The sequence below is a fragment of the Verrucomicrobium spinosum DSM 4136 = JCM 18804 genome (assembly GCF_000172155.1).
GTDB classification, from domain to species: Bacteria; Verrucomicrobiota; Verrucomicrobiia; order Verrucomicrobiales; family Verrucomicrobiaceae; genus Verrucomicrobium; species Verrucomicrobium spinosum.
The window spans coordinates 4,335,029-4,353,994 of record NZ_ABIZ01000001.1; the positions used below are offsets into that span (position 1 = coordinate 4,335,029).

General features: G+C 58.8%; 20 protein-coding genes. 11 read left to right on the forward strand and 9 right to left on the reverse strand.

The annotated features are described in order from the left end of the window. Nucleotides 1–25: 25 nt before the first annotated feature. Complete coding sequence (locus VSP_RS17555) at nucleotides 26–700, reverse strand: urease accessory UreF family protein (RefSeq protein WP_029190539.1); 675 nt, start codon at nucleotides 698–700, stop codon at nucleotides 26–28. Nucleotides 701–762: 62 nt separating this feature from the next. Between VSP_RS17555 and VSP_RS17560 the strand changes: the two genes are divergently transcribed. Further along, nucleotides 763–1,110 (forward strand): YkgJ family cysteine cluster protein, encoded by a 348-nt coding sequence (locus VSP_RS17560; RefSeq protein WP_009962312.1) that lies wholly within the window; start codon nucleotides 763–765, stop codon nucleotides 1,108–1,110. Nucleotides 1,111–1,187: 77 nt separating this feature from the next. On the opposite strand, the gene VSP_RS17565 is transcribed toward VSP_RS17560, so the two are convergent. The 3 genes from VSP_RS17565 to nspC all read right to left on the reverse strand — a co-directional run bounded on the left by VSP_RS17565 (nucleotide 1,188) and on the right by nspC (nucleotide 3,727). Beyond that, nucleotides 1,188–1,952, reverse strand: coding sequence for a hypothetical protein (locus tag VSP_RS17565; RefSeq protein WP_009962314.1), 765 nt, complete (start codon nucleotides 1,950–1,952; stop codon nucleotides 1,188–1,190). Between the two features lie 68 nt (nucleotides 1,953–2,020). After that, nucleotides 2,021–2,467, reverse strand: coding sequence for a YidB family protein (locus VSP_RS17570; protein WP_009962315.1), 447 nt, complete (start codon nucleotides 2,465–2,467; stop codon nucleotides 2,021–2,023). Between the two features lie 99 nt (nucleotides 2,468–2,566). Continuing rightward, nucleotides 2,567–3,727, reverse strand: a complete 1,161-nt coding sequence (gene nspC / locus VSP_RS17575) for a carboxynorspermidine decarboxylase (RefSeq protein ID WP_009962316.1) — start codon at nucleotides 3,725–3,727, stop codon at nucleotides 2,567–2,569. Nucleotides 3,728–3,929: 202 nt separating this feature from the next. On the opposite strand from nspC, the gene VSP_RS17580 reads away from it, so the two are divergent. Next, on the forward strand, nucleotides 3,930–4,217 hold the full coding sequence (locus VSP_RS17580) for a hypothetical protein (protein ID WP_029190540.1): 288 nt from the start codon (nucleotides 3,930–3,932) through the stop codon (nucleotides 4,215–4,217). Between the two features lie 48 nt (nucleotides 4,218–4,265). On the opposite strand, the gene VSP_RS17585 is transcribed toward VSP_RS17580, so the two are convergent. Genes VSP_RS17585 through VSP_RS17595 form a run of 3 tightly spaced genes read right to left on the reverse strand, consistent with a single transcriptional unit; the run spans nucleotide 4,266 to nucleotide 7,808 of the window. Beyond that, complete coding sequence (locus VSP_RS17585; RefSeq protein ID WP_009962318.1) at nucleotides 4,266–5,252, reverse strand: ABC transporter permease; 987 nt, start codon at nucleotides 5,250–5,252, stop codon at nucleotides 4,266–4,268. 16 nt (nucleotides 5,253–5,268) lie between these two features. Further along, nucleotides 5,269–6,780 (reverse strand): sugar ABC transporter ATP-binding protein, encoded by a 1,512-nt coding sequence (locus VSP_RS17590; RefSeq protein ID WP_009962319.1) that lies wholly within the window; start codon nucleotides 6,778–6,780, stop codon nucleotides 5,269–5,271. Between the two features lie 11 nt (nucleotides 6,781–6,791). Next, entirely contained in the window at nucleotides 6,792–7,808 is a 1,017-nt protein-coding gene (locus tag VSP_RS17595) for a sugar-binding protein (RefSeq protein ID WP_009962320.1), read from the reverse strand. Nucleotides 7,809–7,946: 138 nt separating this feature from the next. Between VSP_RS17595 and VSP_RS17600 the strand changes: the two genes are divergently transcribed. The 4 genes from VSP_RS17600 to VSP_RS36025 are packed head-to-tail and all read left to right on the forward strand — an operon-like array spanning nucleotide 7,947 to nucleotide 12,247. Beyond that, nucleotides 7,947–9,404: a flotillin family protein gene (locus VSP_RS17600; RefSeq protein ID WP_009962322.1), complete on the forward strand. Its 1,458-nt coding sequence runs from the start codon at nucleotides 7,947–7,949 to the stop codon at nucleotides 9,402–9,404. Nucleotides 9,405–9,463: 59 nt separating this feature from the next. After that, nucleotides 9,464–10,036, forward strand: a complete 573-nt coding sequence (locus VSP_RS17605; RefSeq protein ID WP_009962324.1) for a hypothetical protein — start codon at nucleotides 9,464–9,466, stop codon at nucleotides 10,034–10,036. A 13-nt stretch (nucleotides 10,037–10,049) separates the two neighbouring features. Beyond that, entirely contained in the window at nucleotides 10,050–11,399 is a 1,350-nt protein-coding gene (locus VSP_RS36020; RefSeq protein WP_075087060.1) for a hypothetical protein, read from the forward strand. Then, nucleotides 11,396–12,247, forward strand: a complete 852-nt coding sequence (locus VSP_RS36025; RefSeq protein ID WP_009962328.1) for an alpha/beta fold hydrolase — start codon at nucleotides 11,396–11,398, stop codon at nucleotides 12,245–12,247. The genes VSP_RS36020 and VSP_RS36025 overlap by 4 nt, the downstream gene beginning before the upstream one ends. Nucleotides 12,248–12,275: 28 nt before the next feature. On the opposite strand, the gene VSP_RS17620 is transcribed toward VSP_RS36025, so the two are convergent. Beyond that, nucleotides 12,276–12,620 carry a DMT family protein gene (locus VSP_RS17620; protein WP_009962330.1) on the reverse strand — a complete coding sequence of 115 codons (345 nt, stop codon included), beginning with the start codon at nucleotides 12,618–12,620 and terminating at the stop codon, nucleotides 12,276–12,278. Between the two features lie 110 nt (nucleotides 12,621–12,730). Between VSP_RS17620 and VSP_RS17625 the strand changes: the two genes are divergently transcribed. The 3 genes from VSP_RS17625 to VSP_RS17635 all read left to right on the forward strand — a co-directional run bounded on the left by VSP_RS17625 (nucleotide 12,731) and on the right by VSP_RS17635 (nucleotide 15,442). Then, nucleotides 12,731–13,084 (forward strand): hypothetical protein, encoded by a 354-nt coding sequence (locus VSP_RS17625; RefSeq protein ID WP_009962331.1) that lies wholly within the window; start codon nucleotides 12,731–12,733, stop codon nucleotides 13,082–13,084. 36 nt (nucleotides 13,085–13,120) lie between these two features. After that, a complete protein-coding gene (locus VSP_RS17630) occupies nucleotides 13,121–13,993 on the forward strand; it encodes a hypothetical protein (protein WP_009962334.1) in 873 nt (290 codons plus the stop codon). Nucleotides 13,994–14,122: 129 nt separating this feature from the next. Beyond that, entirely contained in the window at nucleotides 14,123–15,442 is a 1,320-nt protein-coding gene (locus VSP_RS17635; protein ID WP_029190541.1) for a Gfo/Idh/MocA family protein, read from the forward strand. Here VSP_RS17635 and VSP_RS17640 read toward each other — a convergent pair. Continuing rightward, complete coding sequence (locus VSP_RS17640; RefSeq protein WP_009962336.1) at nucleotides 15,439–16,194, reverse strand: hypothetical protein; 756 nt, start codon at nucleotides 16,192–16,194, stop codon at nucleotides 15,439–15,441. The two genes, VSP_RS17635 and VSP_RS17640, sit on opposite strands and share 4 nt — an antisense overlap. Nucleotides 16,195–16,322: 128 nt before the next feature. Here VSP_RS17640 and VSP_RS17645 point away from each other — a divergent pair, with 128 nt between their 5' ends. Both VSP_RS17645 and VSP_RS17650 read left to right on the forward strand, forming a co-directional pair. After that, nucleotides 16,323–17,525, forward strand: coding sequence for an outer membrane protein assembly factor BamB family protein (locus VSP_RS17645; protein WP_009962338.1), 1,203 nt, complete (start codon nucleotides 16,323–16,325; stop codon nucleotides 17,523–17,525). 53 nt (nucleotides 17,526–17,578) lie between these two features. Next, nucleotides 17,579–18,922, forward strand: coding sequence for a coproporphyrinogen-III oxidase family protein (locus VSP_RS17650; RefSeq protein WP_009962340.1), 1,344 nt, complete (start codon nucleotides 17,579–17,581; stop codon nucleotides 18,920–18,922). Nucleotides 18,923–18,966: the final 44 nt, after the last annotated feature.

An 18,966-nucleotide genomic window follows, 5' to 3' on the forward strand; every position in this document is an offset into this window, starting at 1 on the left:
GGCTCCCTACAATCGATCCCTCCCGTCATGCCGACCTGATCTGTAGGTCATGAAAACCGGCATCCCGGAGCGTGCGGTGGGCGGTGGCAGCAAAACTGAGCAATCCTTGTGGATCGGCATGGTGGGCATGACGCCCCGTTGAGGTCATCCACTCCTCACGCAGATACTCCCCCACCACATCTGCAACTGGGAGCTGAAATACTACGGACACTGCAGCCCAAACCGTTGCCAGATGGACTTCGCGAGTCTCGACATCGATCCGCTGCCGCAGGTGACCGAGCACCCCTTGATATTTGGCACCACGGGTGCTCTTCAGTAAAAGCTCCCCGGCAAAAAGACTGCGCGAGCGGCCCTCAGCAGGTAGCAGCCTCCCCAACTTGGCGTCCACCGCAAGGAGCGCGTCCAAATCCCCGGCATCCGCCGTCCGCCAGGCATCCAAGAGGCAGGGAGCGATCCAGTCCTTCCAGGGGCGGTCGAGAAAACCCTCCCAGTCCTTGATCATGGTGTGCCGTCCCGCCTCTCCATGAGTATGGAACAGAATCGCCTCACACTGGGCGCGCACCCCCTGAAACATCCACCTTACCCATGAGAGATTCTCGTCATGCTCGGCCCGGGATTCCGCGCTGCGCAACGCCAGTTCCCCGTTCGGATCGGTACCGGACGAGCGCGACGTTGAAGGCTGGGGAAACCGGGCTATCATGGGGGACTGACTATTTTAGCGGACCAACGACCGCGGAAAACCTAAAAGTCCCTCTTCACTGCATGTCGCTTGACACCTCGAAAGTCTCTTATCTGTGCCAGCGCTGCGGCAACTGCTGCCGCTGGCCCGGCGATGTGATTGTGACTCCTGAGGAAGTGGATGCGATTGCCCGCCACGTGGGCATGGAGGTGGATGAGTTCATTCAAACTCGTACGCGGCTCAGCGCGAATCGGAAACACCTGTCCATCATCGACAAGGAGGACGGCTCATGCTTTTTTCTTGAGGGAAAGAACTCCTGCCTCATTCAGCCGGTCAAACCCGCTCAGTGCAGCGGATTTCCCAATTCCTGGCAGTTTCCTGGGTGGCGCGATGTTTGCGAAGCCATTGAGATTCCCGCAAAAGCAGGATGAAAGTCCCGACAACGAAAAAGGCGCGGATTGCTCCGCGCCCTTCGAAATGGGGATTCCCAGGCTGGTGTCTGTTTGGCCTACTTTGAGCTGGCCGCCTTCAGTTCTGCCGCTCGCTTCTGGGAGGCGTCATTCAGTTTGGTCAGGGGCACATCCACCTTGTTGCCGTTGGCGAGCTGGAGCACCACTTTATCCGGAGCGACCTCCAGCAGAGTCGCCTGAATGGTGCGTCCATCGGAGCTGGTCCACCCTTCCACACTGGCCCCTTGAATGGCCACTGAGCCAGCTGCAACCGCCGGAGGGGTGGCAGTTGGAGGGGTCGGTGCGGTTCCTGGAGCAGTGGCGGGGGTGGTAGCCGTGGGCTTGGGCGGATTCTTTGCCAGCTCTTTGATTTCTTTGTTGAGAGCCTTCACTGCATCTTCTCCGCCGTCGATGAGCTTGGCCGCAGGGACCGAGGTCAACACCACGCTCCCTGTGTGATCCATGACGACGACCCGGGGGTATTCCTTGCCAAGATCCTTGGCGTTGATCGCTGCTGGCAATGCAGCCGGCAGACGGCGGGACCACTCCCCGGCAGAGTTGGGCCTTAGCACGACGACAGTGTTGTCTTTCTCAAGGCCCCAGTAAGTGATCTTCCCGGCAGCTTCCACCTTGGCATCCTCGGCCCGCTCGTTCACAAGAAGGAACACGATGGGATCTTTCTTTTTGGCGGACTGCTTCTGCGCATCTTCAAAGCTATAGACGCCGAAGGCCTCCTTGGGGATGGCTTTCGCGGCTTCTTCCTTTGCGGCGTAGAGCCCTACCGTAGCGGTGGCGAGAAGGGTGAGGATGAGCGTGGATTTCATAGAGTGGTGGTACAATTTCGTGGGCGGAGTTTGTCCAACGCCGCCCACGTGATTTCTTTTGCATGCATTTAGCTGAAGAATTTCTTCAGGTCACCTCCCAACAGGCTTTGCAGCCCCTGTTGCAGGGCACTTCCTGATACGGATTCGCCATTGGGAGTGAGCTGGTCAACCAGACCCGGGAGGATCTGGGCAAGCCCGCTGGCGGCCGTTTCGGTGTCCGTACCGGACTCATCGGCAATTTGTTGCACCGGACCTCGGCCAAGCACCTGCAGTATTTGCTCCCCACTGACAGGCAGATTGCCACCCCGCCCCACCCAAGAGGAGATCAGATCCCCCAGACCGCCTTGTTGGAACTTCGCAATCAGTCCGTCGAGTCCTCCAGATTGACTGACCAGTGCAATGCCCAATTGCACGAGATTAGGGCTTCCCGGGGCATTTGCTCCGGGCATGGATTCACTTTCCTCTCCAGGCGCGCCACTCATTAGCTGGCGCGCCAGATCTCCTAGCAGGCTCATAGTGGTAAATGCCGGGGAGTCCTCCGGGTGGGTTGAGTCTGGCAGGAAGAGGAAAATCTGGCAATGGTCTTTTTGTCGGGGCCAAGTCCCCCGACCCTTCTACGACAACCGGTTCCGGAAGTCTTCGTAGCCGAAGCGGCGCACCACTCGCAGCTCCCCCGTGGCAGGATCGTAGGTATCAATGTCTGGGTGGGGCACTCCGTTGAAGGTGGTCGTTTTGACCATCGTATAGTGGCCCATGTCAGTGAAGATAAGTTTCTGACCGAGGTGCAGGGGCTCGGGGAACGAGTAAGCCCCGATCACATCACCTGCCAGGCAGGATGTCCCCCCCAGCTTGTAGGTGTACCCATGCTCGCCAGGCAGACCGGCCCCAATGATCTGGGGTCGATAGGGCATCTCCAGCACATCCGGCATATGGCAGGTGGCGGAGGTATCGAGGATGGCGGTTTTTTCCTCTGCTCCCACAATGTCCAGCACCGAGGTGACCAAATAGCCTGTATTCAGCGCGATAGCCTCACCGGGCTCAAGATACACTTCCACATCGTGACGCTCACGAAACGCCTTCACAATTCGCACGAGTCTCTCTACATCGTAGCCAGGTTTGGTGATGTGGTGGCCTCCTCCCATGTTCACCCACTTCACTTGCTTGAGAAACTTGGGAAAACGTCGCTCTACAGATTCGATAACTCGCTCCAGCACGTCGGAGTTCTGTTCACACAGCGCGTGAAAGTGGAGCCCTTCGAGACCGGTCAAATCAGCCCCTTCCAACTCGACGTCTCGGGTCCCCAACCGACATCCTGGAGAACAGGGATCGTAGAGGGCCACTTCGACCGTCGAGAGCTCGGGATTCACGCGCAGCCCGGGGCTCGGGCGATTGCCTTCAGCGCCTTCCAGCACCGGTTTAAATCGCTGCCACTGGGCAAGAGAGTTAAAAGAGATGTGGCAGGCTATGGGCAGGATCTGTTCCATCTCTGCCTCCTTGAATGCCGGGCAATAGACGTGCACTTCTTTTCCAAATTCATGATGGGCCAGCAGCGCCTCGTTGAGCCCGCTCGCGCAACATCCATGCAGATACTCGCGGACCAACCCAAAGGTGGAGAACATGGAGAAGCCCTTGAGGGCCAGGAGGATCTTCGCTCCAGACGCTTCCTGCACCTCGTGCAGCAGGGTGAGGTTCTTCTTAAGCAGGGCAAGGTCCACCACGTATGCGGGGGTGGCAACACGGGCGGGGTCAAAAGAAGTCGGGGCAGTGTAGGACATTGTGAAGGCGAGATCTGAACTAACGGGACGGAAAAGCACGCCGCAAGCGTGACCTGCATGCTTACGCCTCCGCGGCCTGTTGGCATCCGGTTTTAACAGGAAATTCCGTCACGTTCGGGGGTCCACGGCTAGCAATGCATAAAATAGGCGGTTCAAGGCATCTTTTTGCCACCGGAGGCCTCGCAGGACCCGATCCATGGGCATGAAAACCATTCCTACTCTCCTCACCGCCTCCCTCGCCGCATTGACCACGCTGCTGGTGTCCTGTGACTCCAAACAGGAGCAAGCGCGCGAACGCAGTATCGAAAACAAGGCGGACGCCCTGGAAGAGCAGGCCAAGGCCACTAAGAAAGAAGGGGAGCAACACGCAGATGCCATCGAAGACGCCAAGAAGGTCAACGATCTGAATGCGGACGCCACCCGGAAGGAAGCTGAGGCCAAGGCTGAGGCATTGAAGCGGGAGGCAGAAGCCACTCGCGAGCAGAAGTAGGAAGTTCCTGCCTCTCCGTCGCCGACGCCTGACTACGGGACACCCCGATCAGCCCGTCGGCGTTGCTCTTTTCAGCTGGCGTCTGCTCCGGTTTCGCCGCAGGTACTCGTCGGCAATCGCGCCCAAAAGGATCACCATACCGAGGACGACAAATTCCAGCTGGGTGGCAATCCCCAAAATGTTGATGGCGTTCAGTAGAACCCGAATCAGAGCGGTACCGATGAGGACTCCGATCACGCTCCCCTCTCCTCCCCGAAGGCTGCATCCCCCGAGAACGGCCGCCGCAATGGCATAGAGCTCGTAGAAGTTTCCCTGCGAGGCGGGCTGCACCGTATTCACGTCCAGCGCGAAGAGAATGCCACCGATGCCTGCGAGGGTAGAGCACAGCACGTAGGATAAGATCACCAGGCGGTCCGTGCGAATGCCGCTGTACCGCGCGGCCTCCTCATTCCGCCCCAGCGCGAACAAGTGACGCCCCCAGACGGTCTTGTTCAAGAATACCGCTGCAAGACCTGCGATCACTGCCAGGATGATCAGGGGTGCCGGAAGTCGGTAGTCGCCAAAAAAGGGAAGGGCGATGCGACCATTGGCGAACCAGCGCTGCCCATCATAGGCCGTACCAAAACCGAGAGTGCCGTCGTGCACGAGCCATCTCGCCACGCCCCGATAAATTAGCAGGCCGCACAAAGTCACAACGAACGGCTGCAACTTGACCTTGGTGATGAGAAGCCCGTGCACCAACCCAATGGAGGCCGACAGCGCCGCGGTGACCACCAACGCCACTGGCACGGGCCAGCCCTTCTCAACCAACAGCCATCCCAGGACAGTGCCCACCAGACCCACCACGCTGCCGATGCTGAGGTCAATCCCACCAGTGATGATGACGAAGGTCACCGCCAAGCCGATGATCGCGTAGAGGGACACCCAGTTGACGAGGTTCTCAGCGTTGTACGGTATCAGGAAATTTGGATTCACCAGCGAGGTGACCACGCAGACAAACAGCAAAAGCAGGCTGATCCCCAAGTTTTTTTTCATATCATGAACTAAGATGTCAATGCAGGCTCTGATTTGGGGCCGTGATGCCAGTGGCCAGTGCCATAATGCTCTCCTCGGTCGCTTCGGCCCTGGAGAGCTCCCCGCTCAGCCGCCCTTCGTGCATCACGAGCACACGGTCAGACATGGCCAGCACCTCCTCCATTTCGCTGCTGGCGAAGAGCACCGCCATGCCTTCAGCAGTCAGCCTCTCCATCAGTTGATAGATTTCAGCTTTGGCACCCACATCGATTCCGCGGGTCGGCTCATCCAACAACAGCACCTTGGGAGCCAAAGCCAGCCACTTGCCCAGGACAACCTTCTGCTGATTGCCACCGGACAATGTGCCGACCAAGGTATCGGGAGAGGCGGCCTTGATTCGCAATTGTTGCCCCAGGTCCGCAGCCAGGGCGGAACCGGCCTGTTCATTCACAAAGATTCCAGCCTTGGCATCGCGAGCCAGGGTGGTCAGGGCGACATTCCATTGCACAGACTCCTCCAAAAAGACACCCAAGGTCTTCCGGTCCTCCGGGACCAGAGCAAGGCCGGCAGCAACAGCCTGATCCGGATGACGTGCAGGAAGCAACTGACCCGCCACTCTCACCTCCCCAGCAAGCGGAGGCACCACCCCGAACAGGGCGCGCAACACCTCTGTCCGACCCGCCCCCACCAAACCCGCCAGGCCAACCATCTCACCACGACACACATGAAACGTCAACCGATTGGCGGGAAAGGCCTGCGTGCGGAGGGATTTCACCTCCAGCACCCTCTCTCCGGGCGGTCTTGCATCCAATGGCCGGGCACCGGAAAGATCCCTGCCCACCATCAGCCTCACCATGGCGTCGTGGGTTATTTCCTCCCTCGAAAGTGCCCCCACATTTCGACCGTCCCGCAGCGCAACCACCCGGTCTGCGAGAAGCTTCACCTCGCCCAGCCGGTGCGAGATGTAGAGGATGCTCAATCCGCGACTCCGGAGGTCGGCGATGACGCGAAAGAGAGTCTCTGTCTCCCTCAGCGAGAGACTCGAAGTCGGCTCATCCATGATGATCAGCTTCGCGTCCAGTGAGAGCGCCTTGGCAATCTCAACCAGCTGACGCTGGCCAAGGGACAAATCTGCGACAGGTGTGGTGGCCAAGAAGCCAGCGCCCAGTTGGTCCAGCAGGATCTGAGCGCGCTGCCGCATCACCTCGTGGCGGATGAAAATGCTCTGCCGGGGCTCCCTGCCTAGAAAGACATTGCCAGCGGCATCGAGATTGTCCGCCAGCACCAGTTCCTGATGAATCAAAGCGATCCCCAGAGACTGCGCATGCTGGACTCCTGACAGACCCACAGTGCGACCTTCAAATTGGATCTGTCCGCGGTCAGGGGACTGCATGCCCGCCAGGATCTTCATGAGCGTGCTCTTGCCGGCTCCGTTCTCCCCGATGACAGCCACCAGTTCTCCTTTTGCGACTGCCAGACTCACATCGTCCAGAGCCCGGACACCGGGGAACTGTTTGCTTAGATTCTGAACTGACAGCAGATCGCTCATGATGGACCAGGCTATTCCACCTGCTTTTTCAGTTCCGTCCAGAATGTGTCCACATCTCCTTTTTTCACGGCCTTGGCGGGGACCTCGACGAATTTGCTGGCAGGCACAACGCTCTTGTCCCCCTTGGCGAGGGCCGCGAGGATGCGCACGCTCTCATGTCCGTATTGAAAGGGATTCTGCACGACCGTCGCGTAGATATGGCCCTCCTGAATGCCGCGCAGGGTATCTTCTTCCTCGTCAAATCCGACAATTTTCACCTTCCCAAACAGATTGGCCTCTTTGACCGCCTCGTAGATTTTGGGCGTGTTATACGAGAAGAGCCCCACCAGACAGCCAATGTCCGGGTGGCGGGTGATGGATTCCTGCACATTGGACTTGGCCTTGGCAAAGTCCACCTCATCGGTCCGGGTGCCGAGGATGGTGTACTTTTCGCCCTTCAGTTCAACATCAGGCGGATCGTCATGCCGCTCCCCTTGAGGCCTTCCCAGGAGCTCGTCCACACAGCCCTGGCGACGCTCCTTGGCATTGAGCTGACCCGCGCGTCCCACAAAAAACATCACACTGCCCCCGTCCGGCATCGCTTCCTTCACCAACTTGCCGCACAGGCGACCGGCTTGATAATTGTCCATGCCTACAAAACAGAGCCGGGGAGAGTCAGGGGCGTCACTGTCCTGGGTAATGAGATGGGTCTGCTGGGCCATGGTTTTCATGAGATCCAGTTGATTCTTGGGATCGGCCGGGCTGAAGGCAATCCCCGCCACGCCTCTCGCCAGAAGTTCCTCGACCATCCGTTTTTGATCGGTGGCACCGTTCTGGGGCATACGGACTTCCACCTCCACCCCATACTCGGCGGCTGCCTTGCGGGCCCCCTTCTCCGCGATCGTCCAGAAGGGAGCAATGGCGTTTCCGATGTACGCCACGCGAGGCTTTTTGCCGTCCGCGCCATTCGACGACGGACCGCATTGCACGAGGAGAGAAGCTGCCAGAACAGGGAGGGCCAGGGGAAGCAGAAAGCGGCGGCGTTTCATGATTGATTTTGGAGATGGTAACTGGCTGGAACCACGCATGCTACGAAATCCCAAACGGCTCCGGCAAGGCAAATGTTTGCATGCAGAAATGCACCTTCTTTGTTGTCTCTACGATGCCACCATGCGAACATCTTTTTCATGCCCTCCACAGCCGATCTCCCTCTGTTGTTCCTTGTTGGCGGTGTCGCCTTCCTCGTGCTGTCCACCTTGTGGATCCTCGCAACACGCTTCAAGCGGTGCCCCTCGGACAAGATACTGGTGGTGTACGGCAAGGTCGGCAAAGGGTTGAGCGCCCGGTGCATACATGGCGGCGCCACCTTCATCTGGCCGATGATCCAGGACTACCAGTTCCTCGATCTCATCCCTATTCCGATCGACATCAAGCTGACTGGTGCCCTGTCCAAGCAGAACATCCGCGTCAACACGCCCTCCACCTTCACGGTCGGGGTCTCCACCAAGCCTGGCACGATGGAAAACGCCGCCGAACGCATGCTGGGACTCTCCAACGAGTCCATCCGCGAACTGGCCAAGGACATCATCTTCGGCCAGATGCGCGTGGTTCTCGCGACGATGTCCATTGAGGAGATCAACGCGGACCGCGATAAACTCATAGAGAACATCAGCCGCGGGGTCGAAGTGGAACTGGAGAAAGTGGGCCTCCAGCTCATCAACGTGAACATTCAGGACATCACGGATGAGAGCGGCTACATTGAGGCTCTGGGTCAGGAAGCCGCCGCCCGCGCCATCAACGACGCAAAAATCAAGGTTTCCCAGGCCGAGCGCGATGGGGAGATTGGTCGCGCCCAGGCCCAGAAGGAGCAGAAGATTGTCGTGGCCCAAGCACAGGCTGAAGCCACCACCGGTGAAAACCTAGCCGCTGTGGACATCGCGAACTCCAATGCCAACCGACTTGTGCAGGAGGCAGAGGCCAACCGCCAGGCTGAGGCCGCCCAGAATGTCGCCAATGCCCGTGTCCAGCAGGAAGCCTACCTCGCCCAGCGGGAGGCGGAAGTCGCCCGTGCAGAGAAGGACAAAGCCTCCCAGTACGCCAGTGTTGTCGTGCCCGCAGAGGTTGAAAAACTCCGCATGGAGACCATCGCAGCCGCGGATGCCGCCCGCATCCAGATTGAGGCGAAGGGCAAAGGCGATGCCATCCGCTACGTGCAACAGGCGGAGGCCGATGGCCAGAAGGCCCGCTTCCTTGCAGAGGCGGATGGCCAGCGCGCCCGACTCCTCGCCGAAGCGGAAGGCACGGAAAAGGTACTCAAAAGCAAGGCGGAAGGTTTCCGGGCCCTGGTGGAAGTCACCGCCTCCCGCCCAGAACTCGCCATCAACCTGCTGATCACCGAGCAGCTGCCCCGCCTGGTGGAGGAGCAGGTCAAGGCCATCAGTAACATCAAGGTGGACAAGATCACCGTATGGGACAGCGGGGTCGGAGCCGACGGGAAAAACAGCACCGCCAGCTTTCTCAGCGGCCTCGCCGGCAGCCTGCCCCCCATCCATGAACTGGCAAAGAACGCCGGCATTGAACTGCCCAGCATTCTGGGCAAGACCGGCGAAATGGGTGGCGGCAAATCCTCTGGAACGTCCGCCTAGACGCGCCCCCCGCCATTCGCTGTTGTCAACTCGAACTCCCCTCCCCCTCCTGACCCACCATGAACTTCCTATTTGACTGGAGCACACTTGGCGTTGCGGAGAAGATCTTCACCGCCATCGGCACCGTGGCGATCGTGCTGATCCTGTTGCAGTCCTTGATGTCTCTGGTGGGGGGTGAGGTGGATCATGACTATGACATCAGCGACATGGATGGCCACGCGGGCCACTCGTGGGGCCTGCTGTCCATTCGTGGGCTGTTTGGTTACATGCTCGGTCTGGGCTGGGGCGGCATCATTGCCCTGCGCTACGGCTTCGGGGTTTTTGCCGCCACCTTGTTGGGAAGCGCCCTGGGCGTGAGCATCGGCTTGGTGCTCGGTCTGCTCATGAAGGCCATGCACTCCCTCCGCAGCGAAGGGACGTTGAACCTGCAAAACGCCATCGGCCAATCTGGTACGGTCTATCAACGCATCCCAGCGGGCAGAGGCGGACTCGGAAAGATTCAGATCCTAGTACAGGGTCGATTGCAGACTCTTGAGGCATGCACGGATGCTACCACCGACCTCTCCCCCCAGCGGCAGGTGAAGGTGGTGCAGGTGGTCTCAGGAAACACCCTCCTGGTGGAACAGGTCTGATGCCATCATCGCAATGAATCCCCCGATCCGCGATGTTTCATGCCGTCGCGGCTTTCTGCGAACCAGTGCCGGGGCCCTCCCAGCGCTGCTTTGTGGGCAGACGATGGCTTTCCCACCGGAGCGGACCAGTCTGACCAGAGGACCCGCCGAGGCAGCCCATGCGGAGATCTGGCGTCGCTTCGTCACCGCAGACCACGGTACGCTCCTGCATTATGCCGGATTGAATGGCGAAGTCGTGCTCCCCACCCCAGAAGACTGCAGAGCCGCGCGTCCCAACGGGATGAGCTGGTCCACTCCCATTGAGGACGGCCCATTCTTCGGGGGTCTCTATCTCGCCGCACTCTGCCAGCGCTGGCAGGTGCTCAAAACACCTGAAGCTGCAAAAAGCGCCCGCCGTATTGCCGAAGGATTGGTCAAGCTCGCCAAGGTCAGTGAGACGCCAGGCTTTGTTGCACGGGGCCTGGCATCTGATGGCCGCAGCCACTACCCCGCCAGTTCTGAAGACCAGTTCTTCCCATGGCTCTACGGCCTCTGGCACTTCGTGACGTCGAATCTCCCCACCGAGACAGAGAGACTCGAAGTCCAGGCACTCATAAAGAAGCATGTGCGGGCCGTGGAGGAGCACCAGTGGCGCGTGCCATGTGATCCGCCGGCCTTTGGATTTCGTGGAGATTTCTTGCGCCCCAAAGCCACGGATGCCTCCCGTCTGCTCTTCATCCATCGCATCATGCACACCTTGACGGGACAGGAGCGATGGCGGCTCCGCTACCGTGAACTGGCACAGGAGAAGGTCGGCAAGGTCCCCCGCTCCAGGCTGGAGTGGTGTGCCGCAGGACTTGCCCTCGATCCGCCGGAAGTGCGGGAGTCATTTCTCTGGACCTCCAGCATGTCTCAGGCAGCCCTTCGCACCCTCTGGAAGACGGAGGAAGATCCCCAGTGGAAGAAGGCCTATGCAGAAGGGCTTTCCGCCACGGCCAGAGCTGCAGTGCCGCATCTTGCCAGACGAAACCATTACCGTCGCGACGACAGGAGCCCCTTTGACATTGACTGGCGTTTCCTGAACCAGCATTGGATCACCCAGGGGAATTGTGATGCAGCCATCCAACTCGCCCGCACCCAGCTTCCCAAGTGGGCGGAGCACAATCCACGGAGCCAATGGGAAGATGATTGCATGCGAGAACCGCTCTTTGCAGCCTGGATGATCAGCTTGAGTGCAGACAGTGATGTGATGGAAGCGACCCGCTCACGCGTGGCAGAACTTCTCAGCACCTACGAATGGCACGGCTTGTACACCAGCTTGTTTTTCATCGCGGTGGCAGTGCATTACCAGACCGAGCTGCACCACCTTGAAATCACCCCATGACGCCTCCCACCCCATCCACCTCCTCAGTCGTCAAAAGATTGGGCTGCCCTCTCCACTTCAAGATCTCCGGTCATACCGGCCCAAAGGTGCTCTTCATCCAAGGCACAGGGTTGCACGGTGACGGATGGCTGCCCCAAGTGGAGGAGCTGTCGAAGGATCACCAATGCCTCACCTTCGACAACCGCGGCATTGGCAGGAGCCTGCCTGTTGGTCAGGCGGAGATCAGCGTCCCTCAAATGGCAATGGATGCCCGAGCAGTCCTGGATCACGTCGGGTGGGAGAGCGCCCATGTGGTGGGCCATTCTCTGGGAGGTCTGGTCGCCCTGCAGCTTGCCCTGACTGAAAGGGCCCGCGTGGCCAGCCTGGCTTTGCTCTGCACCTTTGCCGACGGACGTGCGGCCACTGGCATGACTTGGCCGAAGCTCTGGGTGGGGCTCCGTTCCTATCTGGGCACGCGGGCCATGCGACGTCAGGCATTCCTCCAGATGGTCATGCCCAAACACCACCTGAGACAAACGCCCGATTTGAATGCCCTCGCCATTCGTCTGGAACCGATCTTTGGCCACGACTTGGCCGATCACCCGCCCGTTGAAATGAAGCAGCTTCGTGCCATGGGCGGCTGCAATCTCACGCATCGTCTCCGTGAACTTGACGGTCTGCCCACGATGGTCGTGACGGCGGCTCATGACATCATCGCGGGCATCGCCCCCGGGCGGATCATTGCCGAGAGCATCCCGGGTGCCACGTACCATGCGCTGCCTGATGCCGGGCATGGCGCAACCATCCAGTGTGCCGATCAGGTCAATGCATGGCTGAGATCATCTTGGGCGACCGTGCAGTTGCCATAGTGGACCGGAGATCACCGCCGCCGCTCCATCATTTTCTGAACATGAAATACACCGCGCCACACATGCAAAGCGCGGCCCACACGAAATCCCATTTCAGAGGCTGCTTCATGTAAAACAACGCAAAGGGCACAAATACCGAAAGGGTGATGACTTCCTGGAGAATCTTGAGCTGGGGAAGGCTGAACTCAGTGCTGCCGATTCGATTCGCCGGCACCTGAAGGAGGTACTCAAACAGGGCAATCCCCCAACTTAGAAGAGCCGCCACAATCCACGGCTTGGACTTCATGTCCTTGAGATGGGCATACCACGCGAAAGTCATGAAAACGTTCGAGGCGGTAAGCAGAAGAATGGTTTTCCAGGCGGCGGGGGACATACAGGGGTGTGGTCTGCGAAGATGATTTATTAGGCGCAAACGACAATTTTGCTCCTTGACCAACGTTAAGATTTCCCCTTATTGGACATCAAAAAGCGCCCAGTTTAATCATGCGGAAATCAGCAGTTCCAGGAAAACTCGCCATCCTCGGCATTTTGGTCCTTTGCAGCCCAGCTTGCACGGAACACAAACGCCTTGCCAGTGAGACGGTGATCATACGGCAAAAGCTCGAGGAAGCGGAGCAAAGCTTAAAGGATCTCAACGATGAGTATCGGATTCTTGCCGATAATCTCAACGCCTTGAAAGCCGACCCTTCTCTCAAGCAGTCTGGCAAAACAACTCCTGAGGATCGCGCCAGAAAATTGCAAGCCGAGATTGATTCCCTTACCAACCAGAAGGCAGACGCGGAAAAAGCGCTGGCTGTGTTGAAAGAGGACTTCGAGAGCTACAAAAAGGCAAACTAAGCCACCCCCCGCCAGGCAAATTCAGCTGATTATTTTATGGAAAACCGCATCGTAGGCATGCTGGCCGCATTCTTCTTCATCGTGCTCTTTGCAGTCGGTGTAAGCTACTTTTTTGAAATTGATTCCCGACGTTCCGAGTACAATCAAGCAAAGAGCCTGCTCGAGTCCCATCAAACCGGCATCGCGAACAAACAGTCGCAGCTGGACGCTTTGCGAATTCAATACGACGTCACCCGGGAACTCGTGGAACGCAACTCAGGACTCAGCGACGCGAAGTCAAGACTCACCCGAGAAGTCTCCGAGCTCAAGGCTGCCAAGGAAAAGCTGGTGTCTGATTTTGCGGGTGAAGTCATCAAGGCACGAGGCAGAGCTGAGGGAGCAGAATTGGGCGTGATCACTTTGGCGACAGGGCAAGGGCTCCAGGCTGCCAAGATCCAAAAAGTCACCGAGGATGACGTAACCATCACCCACAACCTCGGCGTGACCAAGGTCGCCCCGGAAAACCTGCCTGCTGACCTCCGCCAGAAGTTTCGTCATGGCATGATCCCATTCACGTTGTTGAAGCCGGGTGCCGAGCCGACCCCAGTAGCCATCTTACCAGCAGCAGAGTCGGCCCCTGCCCCGACTGCAAGCCTGACAAAGGTTAGTCGCATCCAGGTCGAGATCGAACAGAAGCAAAACCAGATTACCCAGCTTGAGCAAGTGCGATCTCAGTGGCTGAGCAAGGCTAGCCAACTTCGGAACCAGGCTTCCGCCGCCCAATTCAATGGGCGCCCCAGCTACACCTTCAACGCCCAGGCCGCACAATGCGAACAGAATGCTGCACAGGCCTCTCAGCAAACATTGTCCATCAGAAACGAGATCGCCCGACTTCAGTCGGATCTCTCCAACGCGGCTGCGGGAAGATAGTCCTTGGGTCGTTTATTTCCTATGTGAAGCCCCGCCCGGTTCTCCCTGGCGGGGCTTTTTTCCGGGCTATTGCAGATTTCAGCGATGACTTCCTGGAAGATCCGCAGTCATCTGAAGTATTAGACTTGCATGAAGAAGTCACCGTCGCTTCTCACCCGCCGGTCTCTCATGGCCGGGATCCTCGCTTCAGCCTCTGCGCCCCTCTGGGTGCCAGCCCGCGTCCTTGGGCTTGGCGGAGCCGTCTCCCCATCCAACCAGATCTCCCTAGGGGTCATCGGCGTGGGACGGCAAGGCCAGGTGGATATGCAGGCGTTCATGAACCATGACGACGTGCGAGTCACGGCGCTCTGTGACGTGAATGAGCGCAATCTGGCTGCCGCCAGGGGCATCCTGGCTCAGAAATATGGTGGTGCCCACGTGCGGTCCTTCGCCGACTTCCGCGAACTCAATCTCGACATCTCGGTGGACGCCGTCCTGATGGCGCTGCCTGTCCACTGGCACAGCATCCCCTCCACCGACGCCATCTTGAAGGGCAAGCACATCTACCATGAAAAGCCGATGGCCCTGTCCTTTGCTGAATCCCGTCACGTCCGGGAAGCGGTACGCCGCAGCCGGGTGACCTTCCAGTTCGGGACTCAGCAACGCAGCGATCTCAAGTTCCGCTGGGCCTGCGAACTCGTCCGAAATGGACGTATCGGAAAGTTGCAGGAGATTCAGGTGGGCGTGGAGGGCGGCATCCAGACGGAAGTCTTCCCAGTTCAGAAGATCCCAACCTACATCCAGTGGGACCAGTGGATGGGACCTGCCCCGGAGTCCCACTTCAGCAGCAAGAAGCTGGACCGCCGGTACCACGAGAACATCACCGATTTCTCCCTGGGTATGATCTCATGCTGGGGCATTCATCACCTTGACATCGCCCAGTGGGGCAACGGCACAGATGACACGGGGCCGGTGAGCGTTGAAGGTCAGGGCACCTATCCGGCCAGCGGCACCTGCAATGCCGTGCAAACCTGGAAAGTCCGGTATGAGTACGCCAACGCCGCCCCAATCACCTTTGCCAGCGAGGGCGAGGAGATCACTCACGGCATCAAGTTCATCGGCGATGCAGGATGGCTCCAGGTGAAGCGAGGAAAGATCTGGTCCTCAGATGAAAAGCTGCTGCTCGATCCTCAAAACAAAGAAGGCACCATGCCAGTCAAGTTGCCCGTAAGCACAGACCACACACGCAATTTCCTGGATGCGATCAAAGCCCGGTCCACTCCGATCTGCGGCATTGAGACGGCGGTGCGGTCAGACACCCTTTGCCAACTCGCCTCCATCGCCCTCCGCAGTCGGAGAAAACTCGCGTGGGATCCGGTGAGCGAAAGCTTTGGCACCGACACCAAGGCGGCACGTCTTTTGGAGGCGCGTCCGTTTCGCGGCGATTGGAAATTGCCCGCGATCAGCTAGCCATCCGCCGGCTCTCCTGGGAGCTTGCGCTTCGCGAGCCGTATCGCAGGCCAGAGCAATTCCAGACAGCCGTCATCAGCGCGATGACGCACCCCCTTGGCTGTGGGCAGGTCAGTTTGGAGTTTAATCACGGGGCCGCCTCCAGCTTTCCCTTTCATAACGGGAGAGGGCATGACTGGCTTGCCCCCGCTCTTGGAGACAGCAGCCGTCTTTGTAGCCTCGCTTTCCTCCGGCGTCCAGACCTCCCAGTCGGGCGGCACCCCGGGGAGTTCTTCAAAGAACCTGCGTCGCACGTCGCGCGTTTTTTCACTCAACAATTCATGCATGCCGAGCTGGCACCCCTCGCAGATCATCAGGCTGTCGATCAGGCTCGTCTCCCGGCACAAGGCCGTGATGATGTAGTCCTTCATGGGTGTCTCCACCTTGGACTTGCCACAAAAGGCGCATTCTCCTGTACCATGCACCTCCCGGAGATTCTCCTCCTGGTGCCGCAGCATATTGATCTTGGACTCCTCGGAGAACTCCTCCAGCAGCGAATCGCGGCATGGAGAGCAGAAGCAATACTCGAAGACGCACTCCCCGTTCCTGTAGGCTTTGTTGATCTGGTAGTTGTCGAAGATGCTCAGCAACTCTCCACACCGGGAGCAGTTTTGGAACGGTCGCTCCTCGTACTCAGAATGAAATTCCCGGGGGATCGGTTTTTCCGATTCCGGCTCTGGCGCGTCGTCAAGGTCTGGATCGTGGTCCGGCATCGGGATTAGGGCGATGCTTCAAGGCAACAATTAGTATGCCACAAAGGCAATGCTGGAATCGTAGAAAAGTAGAAAATGTTGCCTCATTTTCTGCCGTTGTTGTCTTAGATTGATATTCTTTTGTCCCAATGCTGACCTCTGCCCTCTTCAAAACCACCTCAGCCAGAGCTAATTTCCCCGGATTTCGCCGGAAGATGGTTCTGGCGGGCCTGGCGGGAGCGCTTCTGGTGCTGCCCGCCATTGCATCCGCGCAGGACTGGCAGATGGGGCGAGGTGATGCCGCCATGCGCGGCCAGTCCCCTACCGCGCTGAATTTCCCGCTGGAACTGGCCTGGACAGCGGAACTGGGGAACAAAGCTCGCCGGGAAGGCGTCATCGCCACCCCGGTCGTGCGCGACGGCAAGGTGTATGTCGGATCCCAAAGCGGAAATTTTGCATGCCTTGACCTCACAACTGGCAAAGAGGTCTGGAAGATCAAAAAGGACAGCTTTTTCGAGGGCAACGCAGGTTTTGCGGGGGCGCTGGTCATCGTCGGATGCGGAGATGCCTTTGTTTATGCGTTTGACGCCGCGACCGGCAAAGAGGTATGGAAGTTTGAGACGGACGGCGAGGTCCACGCCGGGGTCAACCACTGGACGGGACCCGATGGAAAGCAGCGGGTCTTGATCGGCAGCTACGACAACCGCCTCTATTGCCTGGATGCGGCGACTGGCCAGAAGCACTGGGACTACGAGACGACAAACTACGTCAACGGTGCCGTGGCCATTTATGAGAACCAGGTCGTCTTCGGCGGGTGTGACGGGGTGCTGTACGTCCTGGACATCGCCACCGGTAAAGAAGTGAAAAAGATCGAGGTGGGTGCCTACATCGGCAACAACGTCGCCGCAGACAAAGGCATGGCCTATGTCGCCCACTATGGGAACCGCGTTTCCGCCTTCTCCTTTGGGGATGGGGCCAAGCTCTGGGAGTTTGGCGAGCGTGAATTCCCCTACTATGCTGCTCCAGCCGTTAACGATACCTGGGTGGTGGCTGGAGGACGTGACAAACGAATCTATGGCCTTGACCGCGCCAAAGGTGAGGCAAAATGGCAGTTCCGCACCCGGGGCGATGTGGACAGCTCACCCGTCATCTGTGCGGGCGTCCATGTCATTGCCGGCAGCAACGACGGCTATTTTTACGCGCTCGACCTGTCCAAAGGCGAAGAAGTCTGGCGGTATGAGGTCGGTGCACCTGTCAAGACGGCTCCGGCCGTGGCGGGTGACTATGTCTTAATTGGAGCGGATGACGGGAACGTCTATTGCTTCAAGAACGGCAAGTCTACCCCAAAATAAGCTCCCCTCTTCGCCTGCCCGACCCCTATTTTTCGTTACCTTTTCCCTCTTCCATGTCTTCCGCCACAGAACCTGTCAGCGATGCCGCCAAGGCCAAGCACCATGCCACGGAGGCTGGCAACTACTTCGTTGCCAACTATCCGCCCTTCTCCTTCTGGCAAAAGGAGCAGGTCTTCGCCGTCGAGAAGGTGCTCGACAGTCCCGCACCGCATGACATCCCTCTGGGCGTTTACTTCCACATCCCCTTCTGCCGCAAGCGCTGCCACTTCTGCTATTTCCGCGTTTACACAGACAAGAATGCGGCTGAGATCCGCAAATACATTCACGCAGGCATGGAGGAGTTCGCCCGCTATGCCGCACGCCCCTACCTTCAGGGCCGCAAACCGCACTTCGTTTACTTTGGCGGCGGCACCCCTTCCTACCTCTCCGTACCGCAACTTCAGGAGCTGACCAACCGCATGAAGGACCTCATGCCGTGGGATCAGGCCGAGGAAGTGGCATTCGAAGCCGAACCGGGGACCCTCAATGAAAAGAAGCTCGAAGCCATCCGCGAGATCGGTGTCACGCGGCTCAGTCTCGGGGTAGAGCACTTTGACGATCACATCCTGGAATCAAACGGCCGGGCCCACCGCAGTGGGGAGATCGAGCGCGCCTACCGTTTTGCCCGGAGCTTGGGCTTCGAACATATCAACATCGATCTGATTGCCGGGATGATGAATGACACGGAGGAACTCTGGAGAGCCGCCGTGGCCAAGGCGGTGGAGATGCAGCCCGACTGCGTGACGATCTACCAGATGGAAGTGCCGTATAACACCGGCATCTACAAGCAAATGCAAACCGACGGCAAGGTCACAGCCCCCGTCGCTGACTGGGAGACCAAGCGGGCCTGGGTCAACTACGCATTCGAAGAGTTTGTGAAGACGGGTTACACCGTCACCAGCGCCTACACCGTGGTGAAGAACCCGGAGACCATCAAGTTCGTCTATCGCGACTCGCTCTGGGAAGGGGCAGACCTCCTTCCGATCGGTGTCGCCTCATTCGGCCACCTGGGCGGCATCCACCTTCAGAATCAGGCTGACATCGCCCCCTACATCGAGACGATTGAGCGAGGTGAAAGCGCCATCTTCCGCGCGTACGCCACCAGTCCCGACGAGCGCTTCATCCGCGAGTTCATCTTGAAACTCAAGCTCGGCAGCGTGAAGCCCAGCTACTACCAGACCAAATTCGGCGAGGATGTGCTCACCCGCTTTGCCCCTCAATTGGGCTGGATGCAGAATGAAGGCTTCGCGACGCTCGGCCCCGATGAGATCCGCCTCACGCGAGATGGCTTGCTGCAGGTGGACCGACTGCTGCACGAGTTCTTCCTGCCCCACCATCGGAGCGCGCGCTACACCTAGGAGCCACCTTCCCATCCAGATCAGACCTGTGCGTTTCATGCAAA